Below are 12,884 nucleotides of genomic sequence, written 5' to 3'. Positions count from 1 at the left end.
CGGTTACCCGTCGGCCGGCTCGACGCTCACGGTGCCGTCGTTCGCGGACTCGTTCCCGTCAGCTGTGGTTTCGTTGCCGCTCTCGTTCGCGGCGCCGTTTCCGCCGTCTCCCGCGGGTTCGATCTCTCCGTCCGCGAGCGTGAACGTCGTTTCGACGGGCTCGCCGTCGTGCTCGATCGGCGGTGCCGACTCGTTGTCGGCGGGGTCGCCCTCGTAGAGGACGGCCGTGAGTTCGTCGTCGCTGCCGACCCCCCCGAGGGCGACGCTGACGTTCTCGTGTTCGCCCGGCGTGAGCGCGGCGCTCGTGCCGACGACGCTGGCGTTGTCGCCGTCGCTGGCGTTGCCGTCGGCCCGGTCCTCGACGGCGACGAACCCGTCCGCGGGGGTCGCGACGTTGAACGTTACCGTACTCTCGTTCTCGCTCGTGTTCGCGACGGTGATGGCGGGATCGGTGTGGAACTCGAACTCGATCGTCTCGAGGGCGCCGTCGGCGTCGGTGTAGACGCCGATGGTCCGCTCGCCGGGTGCGGCCTCGCTGGCGTCGACCTGGAAGGTCACGTCGCGGGATTCCTCTGCCTCGAGTTCCAGCAGCTGGCGTTCGACGACCGCGCCGTCGAGGCGGACCTCGACGTTTTGCTGGGTCGTGAACTCGGTCGGGTTGCTGATCGTCGCGTTGACGTCGATCGTTCCGTTGGTCGTCGCCGACGACGGAACGTCGATAGACTCGACGGCGAACGAGTTGGTCAGCCCCTGTTCTTCGGCGGTCGTCACCGTCGCGGTGTCGCTGACCGGGAACCCGTCCTCGAGGTAGGGGCGGTCCTCCTCGCCCTCGCTTTCCGCGTACGTGTAGGTTTCGTCGCCGTCGGTGTCCTGATGGACGGTCGCCGTGAGTTGGCCGGTCAGTTCCCGGTTTGCAGCCTCGTCGCGTTCGACGGTGACGTTCTCGTGGCTCCCCGAGCTCAGGTAGTCGGAGACGGCGATCGGCTCCGAACCGCCGTCGGTGATGACGACGAAGCCACCGTCCGACAGCGAGACCGAGTCGATCGTCACGCTGGTCCCGTCGCCCTGTTGGTCCGCGAACGTGATCGACGCCTCCGGGTTCTCCTCGACGCCGAAGAGGGTCGGCGCCTGTCCGACGAGTATCCCCGCGGCGAGCACGACCGCGATCGCGAGTAAAATCGCCCCGATGCGCTTGATCGTGCCGAAGGTCGATCTCGAGCTCATTGTGACGTAGTCGCGGACCGTCTCCGATCGGACGACGGCTCGCAGTCACCGACGATTCGAGGCGCACCGATGTAAACATTGAGTTCTGCTGCTGATTGTGCATTTGACACGCCCGCCCCGCGTCGTTCCGGGGACTCCTTCGAGTCGCTCGCCGACCGCGGGGCGATCGAACGGGTACGCGTTGCGGGGGCACGCGGGCCTGGTCGTCGAGAAGACGTCGTTCTCGGTCGGCGTCTACGCCGAGGCCCCGATTCGAAATTCGAGCGTCGAGATCCGAAGGCGGTATACTTGTCCCGGCCCCATCTCGACCCGATGCCACTGCGCGTGACGTTTCTGGGGACGGCCGGTGCGATTCCGACGACCGAGCGGAATCCGAGCGGAATCTTCGTCTCCCGCGAGGGCGAGGGGTTGCTGTTCGACGCCGGCGAAGGGACCCAGCGCCAGATGATGCGCTTCGGCACCGGCTTTTCCGTCTCGCACCTGTTCGTCACGCACCTCCACGGCGACCACGTCCTCGGGATTCCGGGGCTGCTCCAGACGATGGACTTCAACGACCGCGAGGAGCCGCTGGCGATCCACACGCCCCTGGGAACGCGGCGCAAGCTCAAGTCGCTCGTGAACGCCCTCGACAACGACCCGGCGTTTCCGGTGCGGATCAACGAGGTCGGCGACGGCGACGTCGCCTACCGGGCCGACGAGTACGAGATTCGGGTCTTCGGTACCGACCACGATACCCGGTCGGTCGGCTACGCCCTCGTCGAGGACGACCGCAAGGGCCGGTTCGACCGCGAACGCGCCGAGGAACTCGGCGTTCCGGTCGGGCCGAAGTTTTCCCAACTCCACGAGGGAACCCCCGTCGAACTCGAGGACGGTACCGTCGTCGAACCGGAGCAGGTCGTCGGCGACCCGCGGCCGGGCCGGACGATCGTCTACACTGGCGACACCCGGCCGACGGCGGCGACGCTCGAGGTCGCCGACGAGCCGGACCTGCTGATCCACGACGCGACCTTCGCCGAGGATCGGGCCGACCGCGCGGCGAAGACGGCCCACGCGACGGCCACGCAGGCCGCCGAGATCGCCAACCGGGCCGGCGCGAAGCGACTGGCGCTGATGCACATTTCCTCGCGGTACGCGGGCCACGTCGAGGACCACGAGCGGGAAGCCGGCGAGGTGTTCGACGGTGATGTATTGGTCCCCGAGGACGGACAGAAACTCGAGATTCCGTATCCGGATTCGGACGAGGAGTGAGCTCGGGGCAGCGGCGCTACTCGTGGCCGTACACCGGCACCGGCTCGTACGGCTCCTCGAGGTAGTCGACGTCCGAATCCGACAGGTCGATCTCGAGCGCCTCCACCGCTTCTTCGAGGTGCTCGACGCTCGAGGTCCCGACGATCGGCGCGGTCACGTTGTCGTTCTGGAAGTGCCAGGCCAGCGCGATCTGGGCCATCGTGACGCCCTTCTCGTCGGCCAATTCCTGCACCCGCTCGTTGATCTCCTCGCTGCCCGGGAACTCGTGGTACGGGACGCCGGCCTCCTTGGCCTCGTGCTCGCCGCGAGTTGTCGTCTGGAACTCCTCGTGAGGGCGCGCGAGGTAGCCCGCCGCGAGCGGACTCCACGGGATCGTCCCGACGTCGTACTGCTCGCAGACGGGGTACATCTCGCGCTCCTCCTCGCGGTAGGCCAGGTGGTAGAGGTTCTGCATCGTCTCGAAGGGCGCCAGCCCCTCGCGCTCGCTCACCCGCCGGGCCTCGAGGAACTGGTGGGCCCACATCGACGAGGCGCCGACGTGGCGGACCTTGTCGCGTCGAACCGCGTCGTCTAACGCCCGCAGTGTCGTCTCGATCGGCGTGTCGTAATCCCAGCGGTGGATCTGGTAGAGATCGAGGGTGTCCATCCCCAGTCGATCCAGGGAGTGCTCGAGTTCCTGCTCGATGGTCTTTCTCGAGAGTCCGGTCGCGTTCCGGTGATCCGTCGCGCCGCTGAAGCGGACCTTGGAGGCGACGACCATCCGGTCGCGGTCGTAGTCGGCGAGCACGTCGCCCAGAATCTCCTCGGACTCGCCCGCGGAGTAGACGTTCGCCGTGTCGAAGAAGTTGATGCCGAGGTCGATCGCGCGCTCGATGAGCTCGCGGCTCTCCTCGGGATCTAACATCCAGTTGCGGTCGGTGCCGAAGCTCATGCAGCCGAGACAGATCTTGCTGACTTCCATCCCGGTCGAGCCGAGGGTGGTGTACTCCATGCGTGGGTTTCCCTCCCGAAGCATCAAATAGCTTCGACGTCAGCAGCGTATTTCTGACAGGAACCTAACTACCGACGTATGGTGAATCAGCCCTCCGCGGACGAACTGGAAGCGCGAATCGAGCGCCTCGAGTCGCGGGTGCGATCGCTGACGGTCGGACTCGTTCTTTCGATCGGCGGTCTCGGCGTCCTTACCGTCGTCCCCGATTTCGCGCCGGTCTTGCTCGTGATGCTGGCGCCGTTTTTGCTCCTGCTCGCGATCGATCTAGTTGGATCGTAACACTGTAGATAGACTGTCGTACAGCGTCTCAACGTTGCTTCTCGAGAGCGAACCACCGTTACCGCCCGCCATGGGTTTATATTCGGGGATTGCCTAACGGTATCCGTGAGCACCCGAACGAGTGCGCTCGATGCAGTCGTCTTCGGAGTCGACGTGCAAAGCGGCGACGTGCGGGGCGACGCGCCCTCCTACGCACTGGTGAGGTACGACGGCGAGGAGGTCCGCCGCGACGTCGTCTCCCACCGCAAACTCCGGCGACTGATCGACGACGAGGAGCCGGCGATCGTCGCGACGGACAACATGTACGAGCTGGCCGCCGACAAGGACCAGCTCATCCACTTTCTCGGCTCGCTGCCCTCCGGCACGAAGCTCGTCCAGGTGACCGGCGCCGAGCAGCCCGAGCCCCTCTCCCGGGTTGCGAAGCGCCACGGAATCCCCTACGGCAAGCAGCCGATGAAAGAGGCCGAGGCCGCGGCCCGCCTGGCGGCCCACAACGTCGGCTACGAGGTCTCCGCGTTCACCGATACGACGGAAGTCAAGGTCGCCCGCGGCCGCTCGACCGGCAGCGGCGGCTGGAGCGAGGACCGATACACCCGCCGCATCCACGGCTCGGTCAAGCGCCGCGCTCGCGAGGTCGAGTCCGAACTCGAGGAGGCCAACCTCGCGTACGAGACGGATACCCGCGAGGCCTACGGCGGCTACGCGAACGCAATCTTCACCGTCGAAGCCAAGCCCAGCGAGATTCCGGTCTCCCGCAACCGCTCGGGCGACGTCCGCGTCGAGATCGAACGGGAGCGACGGGACGGGATCGAGTTCCGGCCGCTCGCCAAGCGCCGGGACCACGTCATCGTCGGAATCGATCCCGGGACGACGACCGCCGTCGCCATCGTCGGCCTCGAGGGCGAGGTGTTGGACGTCTGGAGCTCCCGCACCAGCGACACCGCCGAGGTGATCGAGTGGATCGTCGAGCGGGGCCGGCCGATCGTCGTCGCGGCCGACGTGACGCCGATGCCCGAGACGGTCGAAAAGTTCCGCCGGAGCTTCGACGCCGCTGGCTGGGCCCCCGAGACCGACCTCCCCGTCGACGAGAAGCAACACCGCACGCGCGAGCACCCCTACGAGAACGACCACCAGCGGGACGCCATGGCGGCCGCGCTGTACGCTTTCGACGCCCGCGAGGACCAGTTCGAGCGCATCGCTCGGAAGCTCCCGCCGGGCGTCGACCGCGGCGAGGTGACCGCCCGCGTCGTCGCCGGCGAGGAGAGCGTCGAGGCCGTCCTCGCGGACTTGGAGGACGACGACGAGTCCGAGACCGACGAGACCGAGCACCAGCCCCGCGAACTCACCGAGGAAGAGAAGCGCATCAAGGACCTCAAGCGCCAGGTCGAACGCCTCCAGTCCCACGTCGACACCCTCGAGGACCGCCTCGAGCAGAAGGACGACCGCATCGACGACCTCGAGTCCGAACTCGAGGCCGCCCGCCGCAAGGAGCGCAAGGAGGTCCGGAAGGACCGCGAGGTCACCCGCTACCGCCGCAAGGCCGAGCGCCTCGAGTACGAGCGCGACGAGGCCCGCGAGGAGGTCGAGGAACTCGAGAAGAAAGTCGAGCGGATGAAGGCCCTCTGGAAGCTCGACCACTCGAACTTCAGCGACGTCTCGGCGAAGAAGGAGGGGCTCGTCCCCGTGAAGGTCGTCGAGAAGTTCACCAAGGGGGCCATTCGGGAGGCCGACGAGCAGTACGGGATCGCCCCCGGCGACGTCGTCTACCTCCGGGACGCCAGCGGCGCGGGTCGCTCGACGGCCGAACTACTCGCGGACTTCGAACCGCGGGTCATCCTCAAGGACGGCGGACTCTCGGAGATCGCCGACGAGATCCTCTTCGACGAGGAGATTCCCGTCGGCCCCGCCGACGACGTGGCCATGCAGGAGGTCGACGAACTCGCCGTCGCCCGCGAGGACGACGTCGAGGCGGTGATCGACGATTGGCACGAGCGCGCTCGCGACCGCCGCCTCGACCGGAAGGCCGAGATGGTCGACCAACTCATCAGCGAGCACCGGGCCGGCAACAACGAAGTCTAAGGTCGAGACGCCGCGATTTTCTCGGTTCGTTCTGCGATGCCTGACCGCGAGCCGCCGTTCAGTCCGCCGACTCCGTCGGCGAGAGCACCTGCGGGACCTCATCGACGTCGACTTCCTCGGTCAGATCCTCCGTATCGTCGACCGGGCCGTTGACGAACAGCGCGTGTCCGATGAACGCGAGCGCCACGACACCGAGCGCGGCGATCGAGACCTCGAGGGCGATCGGCGTGAAGTAGCCGATGAGCGCCCCGGCGGCGAGACTGCCGCCGATACACCCCAACACGAGATCGTAGTAGTGCAGCGAGTAGCCCATACGCGGACGGAGACACTGCGGGGGGAAAACGGTCGGGGGTGCGATGGCACGGTCTCGCGGTCTCGCGGTCTCGCAGTCTCACGGCCACGCGGGTTCGCAGCCACACGGTCCGCTCGAGCACCCCGTCCTCGACCGATCAAAACATGCCGAAACTCTGGAGCATGCCCGACACCAGCGACTTCACGACCAGTCCGAGTCCGACGAGCACGAGCGCCATCCCCGCGGCGATGATCGGGTTCGCGTAGGCAATGAGTCCGATACCGCCGAGTAACACCACGACGCCGACGATCCCGAGGGGACCGATCTTGTCGATCATACGCAGGAGTGGTCAGGCGACGGAAATAAACGACGTGGTTTGCCGGCCGCTCGAGCGGTCGTCCGCGCGTTCGCAGCGGACGCCGCGGCCCCCGTTCGCTCGTCTCTCCGACGTAGGGCGATCCCCGCGCGGAAATCGATAAAGGATTAAACGCCTCCAACGCGAATTCTCCCGTATGAGTGACGACGGCGACGGCGGTCGCAAGAACCTCCGGATGCCAGAGGACGACGAGGTCTTCGCGACCGTCACCGACATGCTCGGGGCGAATCGGGTGAAAGTACGCTGTGCCGACGGCCAGGAACGAACGGCGCGCATTCCGGGGAAGATGCAGAAACGCATCTGGATCCGCGAGGACGACGTCGTCCTCGTCGAACCCTGGGACTGGCAGGACGAGAAGGCCGATATCACCTGGCGCTACGAGAAGAGCGAAGCCGACCAGTTGCGCGAGGAAGGCCATATCCAGTAGACCGAAATTTTACGCTGCGGTCTATCGCGCTGGTGGCGTTGCCACACAGCGCGATGTCCCTCGGCAAAATTTCGATTGAAAACATCCTCCTTCCGTTCACTCGTTTCACTCGCACACATCAGTCGTCAGCCCGAGCGCTACGCGCTCGGTGAACGGCGTCGCTCGGGTTTTTCAAACCGCTCGCTCGCCGACAGTACGCTGGTAGCTCGCTTCAGCAGCTGCTGCCCAGCTATTTTCCGCTCCGTGTATCAGTAGCCTGCCCTTCCCCGGTTCGGACGCTCCTCGAAGTGCTCGGAGCGTCCTCACGGCCAGCAATTTCACCTGCAGTCTCATCTGAAATCTATCTACCACGAATGAGGGCAGCACAGAAAGCTTATCTCGAGGCTTGACTTTCCAGCACGCATGACTCTCAGCCGTCGGCAGCTTCTGCAGAGCGTCGGAGCCGGCGTCGCGACTGGGGTACTCGGAACGACGGCGTCGGCAGCAGGCTCGAGGACGGACACCCGCAGAGTGTTCGTCCACCCGCGGAACGGCCTGCTCGGCAACCTCCTCGAGGTCGTCGAATCCGTCGGCGGGACGACGGTTCTCGAGTACGACAACTTCGACTTCGTGGTCGCGGAGGTTCCCGAGAGCCGATTGGACGACCTCCTTTCGGCGACCGGCGTCGCGGCGGTCGAGGAGGACGACGAGACGGGAATTCCCGACGACTGGGATCCCTCGCTACTGGACGTACTACTGCCCCCGGACAGGGCGGACTGTTCGACCCACCCGGACCAGCGAGCGTCGTGGGGGCACGAGCGAATCGGCGCCGACGACGTCGAGCCGGACGGAACGGGCGTCGACATCGGCATCCTCGATACGGGCATCCAGACCGACCACTGTAGCCTCGAGGTTGCGGGCGGCCGGAACTTCACGGCGTCCGGGCCGCCCGGCGACTACGAGGATCGGCACGGGCACGGGACCCACGTCGCCGGCATCGCCGGCGCGCTGGACAACGATCTCGGCGTCGTGGGGACCGCGCCGAACGCGAACTGCTACGCAGTAAAGGTGCTCGACGACGAGGGCCGCGGCCGGTACAGCGAACTGATCGCCGGGATCGACTGGTGCATGTCGAACGACGTCGAGCTCATCTCGATGAGCCTCGGCGGCGAGACCGAGAGCGAGACGCTCGCGGAGGCGATCGCGAGCGCCCACGAGGAGGGCCATCTCCTACTCTCCGCGGCCGGAAACGAGGGGAATCCGGGCGACGGCACCTGCGACGCGGAGACGATGACCTACCCGGCGACCCACGAGGACGTCCTCGCGGTCGCCGCGACGGACGAGGACGACTCGCTGGCGTCCTACAGCAGCGTCGGCTCCGCGGTCGACCTGCTCGCGCCGGGTACGAACATCGTCTCGAGCGTCGTCGACAACGAGTACGCCGAGGCGAGCGGGACGAGCATGGCCTGCCCGTTCGTCACCGGCGTCGCGGCGCTGGTCTGGGAGACCGTGGACGAGGACGGACCCGGCCCGAACGAAGCGGTTCGGCAGGCTCTCACCGAGTCGGCGGAGCCAGTCTTCGAGAACTGCGAAGAAGGGTACGGGCTCGTCGACGCTCGTGCGGCACTAGCAGAGGACGGCGCGGTCGACGACGAGCCCGACCGCGGCGCGGATCGGGACGGCGAACGCACCGGGAATCGACTCGAGGCGGCGCTCGAGTGGCTCGCGAACGCGATACGGGATTTCGTCGAGTGGCTCAACGGGCTGTTCCGTTGATCGTTGGCGACCGAAAGCGGAATCCGAGTCGTCCGTGACCGCCGGTTACAGCCCGGCGACGTCCTCGATCGCGTCGGTCAGCCGCTCGATCGACTCGAGGTCGTGTTTGCCCATGTGGCCGATGCGGAAGGTCTTCTCACCCAGCTGGGAGCCGTAGCCGTTCGAGAAGACGAAGTCGTACTCCTCGCTGACGGCGTCGATGGTCTCGGCGACGTTGATCCCCTGGGTGTTCTCGATGCAGGACACCGTCTGGGACTCGTAGCCCTCCTCGGGGAACATGGCGAAGTGCTCGCGGGCCCACTCGCGGGTGTACTCGGCCATCTCGCGGTGGCGCTCGTCGCGGGCGCCGTGGCCCTCCTCGAGCATGTGTTTCATCTGCTTGCGGTAGGCGAGCATGACCGGGATAGCGGGCGTCGAGTGGGTCTGGCCCTTCCGGTCGTAGTAATCCAGCGAGCGCTGGAAGCCGCCGTACCACGACGCGCTGTCCTTCTGGAGTTCGCGCTCGTAGGCCTCGTCGCTGACGACGCAGACCGCGAGTCCGGGCGGCATGGCGAAGGCCTTCTGGACCGACGTGAAGATGACGTCGATGTTGTGCTCGTCGATGTCGACGTAGTCGCCGCCCAGCGCGGAGACGGCGTCGACGATGAAGTAGGTGTCCGGGTACTCCGCGACGACGTCGCCGATCTCCTCGATCGGGTTGCGGACGCCCGTCGAGGACTCGTTCATCACGCAGGTGACGGCGTCGTAGTCGGTGTCGCTCTCCTCGAGTTTCTCCCGGACGCCCTCGGGTTTGACCGCCTGTCCCCACTCGTACTCGAGGGTGTCGACGTTCTTGCCCAGCCGTTCGGCGACGTTGGCCTGGCGCTCGCTGAAACTCCCGCAGGTCGTCACGAGGACGTCCTCGTCGACGAGGTTGAGGATCGAACTCTCCATGAATTCGGTCCCGGAGCCGGTGAGGATGATGACCTCGTTGTCGGTGCCGAGGAACTCCTTCGTGTCCTCGACGACGGTCGTGTAGAGGTCGGTCATGCGGTCCATCCGATGGCCGAACATCGGCTGGCTCATCTCTTCGATGACGTCCTCGCGCACTTCGGTCGGACCGGGGATGTACAGCGTCTTGTCGGGATAGTCGTCGGTATACTCGCGTTTTTCGGTCACGGAAACCACCTGAGTACGGCTTACTGCGTCACCCGACGGTATGGTACTTTTGATGCCGTGTCGAAATCGAGTTGTCCGCCGCGCCGTCGCCGCCGGGCTCGAGCCGTTGCGTATTCGGCGCCTCTCGACCGTGTGACGGAACCGTCTCGATAACCGAACGTGTCAGCACGGGAGCGGGGGGAACGGGCGGCGACGAGAGTGCGGTCGCTACTCGGCTGTCGGCGAACGAAAAAGCCGCGAGAAACGGAAACGGAATCGGAATCGAAGCGGTGTGTCGTTATTCGACCTGGATCTCGCCGACCATCTGCGCCTCGTGGGGCTGGCAGACGTACTCGACGATCTCGCTGGTGGCTTCGAACTCGATCATCTGGCTGTCGCCGGGCTCTTCCTCGTTGGTCGTCTCGGTCTCGTAGCCCTCGACGACGTCGCCGCTGTCGTTGCGGAGTTCGATGTTGTGAGTACCGCCGTCGCCCTGCGGCCAGCCGATCGTGTAGGTCTCGCCCTCGGTGAGGATGAGCGTCGGGTTGGACGCGTCGGCGATGCTGTCCGGTGCGATGCCGGTCCATTCGGTCGTCTGAGCGTCGAGTTCGATGGTCGTACCCGGCTCGATTTCGGTGCCGCTGGAGCCGCCACCGTTGCCGCTATCGTTGCTGTCACCGTTACCGTTGCCGTTTCCGTTACCGTTGCCGCCTCCGCCACAGCCGGCGACGAGCGCCGTGGTTGCTGCTGCGCCGGTTACCTTGAGCGCTTTTCGGCGGGAAACCGCGTTCTCTCGTGTCATCACTCCGGAGTTAGGGCTGGCAACATAAAAATGGACACCCTCCTACCCTACAAAGTTATGCACTCACATACCACAACTGTCGAAATCGAACCCCGCCAGATACCTTTTTATCGACTCGATCGGCGCCGTCGATTCCTCGGCTTATTCGACCGGGGACCAGGCTGATCGGTCACTCCGTCGTCTCGTGGTCGCGGCCGAACCGCGTCCCCGGCTCGAGCGAGAGTTTGAGGAAGATCGGCACGGTGACGACGGCGATCGCGATCTCGAGGCCGCCGACGACGAGAAAGGAGAGGCCGTAGCCGTAGTTGCTGGCGACGGTGCCGCCGATGAGGTAGCCTCCGAGGAAGCCGAGGCTGCCGGCGAGGTTGAAGCCGGCCATCGCGAGGCCGCGTTCGCCCTCGTCGGCGAGATCGGTAACCAGCGCCATCGTCGTCGGGGAGACGAGGGCGCCGAGGACGCCGATGCCGACCATGCCGACCGCCGCGGTCGCCACCGTCGGCGCGGCGCTGAGCGCGAGGATGCCGACGCCGTAGCAGATCGAACCGACGACGATCGGGATCGTCCGACCGATCCGGTCCGACAGCGCCCCCATCGGATACTGCAGGAGCGCGAAGGGGGCGAAGAAACACGCCAGCAGGAGGCCGGTCGTTCCGGCGTCGACGCCGAAGACGTCCTGGAAGTACAGCGTCCCGACGAGCGCGAAGAAGCCGGCGGTCATGCGGTCGACGAACCCGAACGCGTAGGGGATCGACAGCGTCGGCCGCCGGCGCACGCCCTCGAGCAGCGCGCGGGCGGTCCGCTTCTGACTCGGTGTGCGGTCCTCGATCAGCGAGACGACCGCCCCGACGACGACGAGCAGGCCGGCGGCGACGACCAGCGGCGCGATCGGATCGACCTCCGTTAGCTGGCCGCCGACCGGCGCGCCTATCGCGGCGCCGAGCCCGATGGCGATCCCCGCCGCGCCCATGTTTCGGCCGTGGCCGCCGTCTAAGTCCATCAGCATGGTCATCGTCAGCGAGAACGCGCCGATGGTCATCGCGCCCTGGAAGAGCCGCAGGAGGAGCACGCCCTCGAAGGGGATCGAACCGATCGCGGGCACGGCGGCCAGCGCCGCGTAGCCGACGGCCCCGGCGAGCGAGCCGGCGACGATAAACGGCGTTCGCCGGCCGGTGACGTCGCTGGCCATCCCCCAGACGCCGACGAAGGCGACGTAGGCGGCGAACTCGGCGACGAGGAACCACATGCTCGCGTCGAGCGGCGTCGCCGCGAACGCCGAGGTGGACGCGTCGGCGCCCAGCGTCTCGACGAGCGTCGCGACCCCCGGGTAGAGCAACAGCTGGGAGAACAACACGGCGAAGACGACCGCGGCGAGTACCAGCCGGTCCCGATCGCTCGAGTGCACGCGCGACCCTACGGACTACGGACCTATCAAGGCGTCTGTCCCGGACGATAGCACGAGGCGACTCAGTGCTCCCGCTCGCCGTCGACCGCCGCCTGCGCTTCCTCGAGCGTGAAGTTCCCCTCGTAGAGCGCGCTGCCGACGACCACCGCGGCTGCACCCCCCTCCGCGAGCGCGCGGACGTCCTCGAGCGTCGCCACGCCGCCGCTGGCGATCACCGGAATATCGGTCGCCTCGACCAGCTCTCGCACGGGCTCGGTCGCGACGCCCTCGAGTTGGCCCTCGACGTCGACGTTGGTAAACAGGATCGCGGCAGCACCGAGGTCCTCGTAGCGTTCGGCGGCCTCGACGGGCGAGACGCCGGCGCCCTCGGTCCAACCCTCGACGACGACCTCGCCGTCCTTCGCGTCGAGGCTGACGACGACGCTGTCGGGGTACTCCTCGCTGATCTCGCGGACGATCTCGGGGTTCTCGACCGCCGCGGTGCCGAGGATGACCCGGTCGACGCCCCGCTCGAGCAGACCCGCGGCGTCCTCAGCGGTTCGGATTCCGCCGCCCAGTTGCGTGGGCACGTCGACGGCCTCGAGCACCCCCTCGATGGCGTCGGCGTTCGCGCGCTGGCCCTCGAATGCGCCGTCCAGGTCCACGAGGTGCAGCGACTCGGCGCCGGCGTCGATCCACCGTCGGGCGGCCTCGACCGGATCGCCGTAGGTCTTCTCGGTCCCGCGCTCGCCCTGGACGAGCTGGACGACTTCGCCGTCCTGCACGTCGACGGCGGGGATGACCTCGAACTCGGTATCGAACTGATCGTTCATACGCGTGTGAGCGCGCCCGACTCGAGTAAAGGCGACGGTTCCGACCCGCGTGCCGCCGTC

13 protein-coding genes are annotated in these 12,884 nt (G+C 66.7%); 5 read left to right on the top strand and 8 right to left on the bottom strand.

The window, feature by feature from the left end; translation table 11 throughout:
• Positions 1 to 3: 3 nt before the first annotated feature.
• Positions 4 to 1,224, bottom strand: a complete 1,221-nt coding sequence (locus HALXA_RS02760; protein ID WP_013878780.1) for a DUF7282 domain-containing protein — start codon at positions 1,222 to 1,224, stop codon at positions 4 to 6.
• 312 nt (positions 1,225 to 1,536) lie between these two features.
• Between HALXA_RS02760 and rnz the strand changes: the two genes are divergently transcribed.
• A complete protein-coding gene (rnz, locus tag HALXA_RS02755; RefSeq protein WP_013878779.1) occupies positions 1,537 to 2,472 on the top strand; it encodes a ribonuclease Z in 936 nt (311 codons plus the stop codon).
• A gap of 16 nt (positions 2,473 to 2,488) precedes the next feature.
• Here rnz and HALXA_RS02750 read toward each other — a convergent pair whose 3' ends face one another.
• Complete coding sequence (locus HALXA_RS02750) at positions 2,489 to 3,463, bottom strand: aldo/keto reductase (protein ID WP_013878778.1); 975 nt, start codon at positions 3,461 to 3,463, stop codon at positions 2,489 to 2,491.
• A gap of 78 nt (positions 3,464 to 3,541) precedes the next feature.
• Between HALXA_RS02750 and HALXA_RS02745 the strand changes: the two genes are divergently transcribed.
• The gene (locus tag HALXA_RS02745) at positions 3,542 to 3,742 is read left to right on the top strand and encodes a hypothetical protein (protein WP_013878777.1); all 201 of its coding nucleotides are present in this window, start codon (positions 3,542 to 3,544) and stop codon (positions 3,740 to 3,742) included.
• Between the two features lie 105 nt (positions 3,743 to 3,847).
• Entirely contained in the window at positions 3,848 to 5,821 is a 1,974-nt protein-coding gene (locus tag HALXA_RS02740) for a DUF460 domain-containing protein (RefSeq protein ID WP_013878776.1), read from the top strand.
• Between the two features lie 58 nt (positions 5,822 to 5,879).
• Here the strand turns inward: HALXA_RS02740 and HALXA_RS02735 are convergent, their stop codons facing one another.
• Both HALXA_RS02735 and HALXA_RS02730 read right to left on the bottom strand, forming a co-directional pair.
• Positions 5,880 to 6,134: a hypothetical protein gene (locus tag HALXA_RS02735; RefSeq protein ID WP_013878775.1), complete on the bottom strand. Its 255-nt coding sequence runs from the start codon at positions 6,132 to 6,134 to the stop codon at positions 5,880 to 5,882.
• 136 nt (positions 6,135 to 6,270) lie between these two features.
• Entirely contained in the window at positions 6,271 to 6,450 is a 180-nt protein-coding gene (locus HALXA_RS02730; protein ID WP_013878774.1) for a DUF7470 family protein, read from the bottom strand.
• 175 nt (positions 6,451 to 6,625) lie between these two features.
• Here HALXA_RS02730 and eif1A point away from each other — a divergent pair, with 175 nt between their 5' ends.
• Both eif1A and HALXA_RS02720 read left to right on the top strand, forming a co-directional pair.
• Entirely contained in the window at positions 6,626 to 6,916 is a 291-nt protein-coding gene (eif1A, locus tag HALXA_RS02725; protein ID WP_013878773.1) for a translation initiation factor eIF-1A, read from the top strand.
• Between the two features lie 402 nt (positions 6,917 to 7,318).
• Positions 7,319 to 8,671 carry a S8 family peptidase gene (locus tag HALXA_RS02720; RefSeq protein WP_013878772.1) on the top strand — a complete coding sequence of 451 codons (1,353 nt, stop codon included), beginning with the start codon at positions 7,319 to 7,321 and terminating at the stop codon, positions 8,669 to 8,671.
• A 45-nt stretch (positions 8,672 to 8,716) separates the two neighbouring features.
• Here HALXA_RS02720 and HALXA_RS02715 read toward each other — a convergent pair whose 3' ends face one another.
• The 4 genes from HALXA_RS02715 to hisA form a co-directional block, all read right to left on the bottom strand.
• Entirely contained in the window at positions 8,717 to 9,829 is a 1,113-nt protein-coding gene (locus HALXA_RS02715; RefSeq protein WP_049895387.1) for a pyridoxal-phosphate-dependent aminotransferase family protein, read from the bottom strand.
• 277 nt (positions 9,830 to 10,106) lie between these two features.
• Positions 10,107 to 10,610: a cupredoxin domain-containing protein gene (locus tag HALXA_RS02710; RefSeq protein WP_013878770.1), complete on the bottom strand. Its 504-nt coding sequence runs from the start codon at positions 10,608 to 10,610 to the stop codon at positions 10,107 to 10,109.
• A gap of 169 nt (positions 10,611 to 10,779) precedes the next feature.
• The gene (locus HALXA_RS02705; protein WP_013878769.1) at positions 10,780 to 12,012 is read right to left on the bottom strand and encodes an MFS transporter; all 1,233 of its coding nucleotides are present in this window, start codon (positions 12,010 to 12,012) and stop codon (positions 10,780 to 10,782) included.
• Between the two features lie 62 nt (positions 12,013 to 12,074).
• On the bottom strand, positions 12,075 to 12,824 hold the full coding sequence (hisA, locus tag HALXA_RS02700; protein ID WP_013878768.1) for a 1-(5-phosphoribosyl)-5-[(5-phosphoribosylamino)methylideneamino]imidazole-4-carboxamide isomerase: 750 nt from the start codon (positions 12,822 to 12,824) through the stop codon (positions 12,075 to 12,077).
• Positions 12,825 to 12,884 lie beyond the last annotated feature (60 nt).

Origin of the sequence: Halopiger xanaduensis SH-6, from assembly GCF_000217715.1 — an archaeon.
GTDB classification, from domain to species: domain Archaea; phylum Halobacteriota; class Halobacteria; order Halobacteriales; family Natrialbaceae; genus Halopiger; species Halopiger xanaduensis.
This window is presented reverse-complemented; position numbering and strand designations above follow the sequence as displayed.

What these genes read in the sequence shown, in the direction of transcription:
- HALXA_RS02730 (WP_013878774.1), bottom strand. Translation starts at nt 6,450, where the DNA reads ATGATCGACAAGATCGGTCCCCTCGGGATCGTCGGCGTCGTGGTGTTA.
- HALXA_RS02760 (WP_013878780.1), bottom strand. Translation starts at nt 1,224, where the DNA reads ATGAGCTCGAGATCGACCTTCGGCACGATCAAGCGCATCGGGGCGATT.
- hisA (WP_013878768.1), bottom strand. Translation starts at nt 12,824, where the DNA reads ATGAACGATCAGTTCGATACCGAGTTCGAGGTCATCCCCGCCGTCGAC.
- rnz (WP_013878779.1), top strand. Translation starts at nt 1,537, where the DNA reads ATGCCACTGCGCGTGACGTTTCTGGGGACGGCCGGTGCGATTCCGACG.
- HALXA_RS02735 (WP_013878775.1), bottom strand. Translation starts at nt 6,134, where the DNA reads ATGGGCTACTCGCTGCACTACTACGATCTCGTGTTGGGGTGTATCGGC.
- HALXA_RS02745 (WP_013878777.1), top strand. Translation starts at nt 3,542, where the DNA reads ATGGTGAATCAGCCCTCCGCGGACGAACTGGAAGCGCGAATCGAGCGC.
- HALXA_RS02720 (WP_013878772.1), top strand. Translation starts at nt 7,319, where the DNA reads ATGACTCTCAGCCGTCGGCAGCTTCTGCAGAGCGTCGGAGCCGGCGTC.
- HALXA_RS02750 (WP_013878778.1), bottom strand. Translation starts at nt 3,463, where the DNA reads ATGGAGTACACCACCCTCGGCTCGACCGGGATGGAAGTCAGCAAGATC.
- HALXA_RS02710 (WP_013878770.1), bottom strand. Translation starts at nt 10,610, where the DNA reads ATGACACGAGAGAACGCGGTTTCCCGCCGAAAAGCGCTCAAGGTAACC.
- eif1A (WP_013878773.1), top strand. Translation starts at nt 6,626, where the DNA reads ATGAGTGACGACGGCGACGGCGGTCGCAAGAACCTCCGGATGCCAGAG.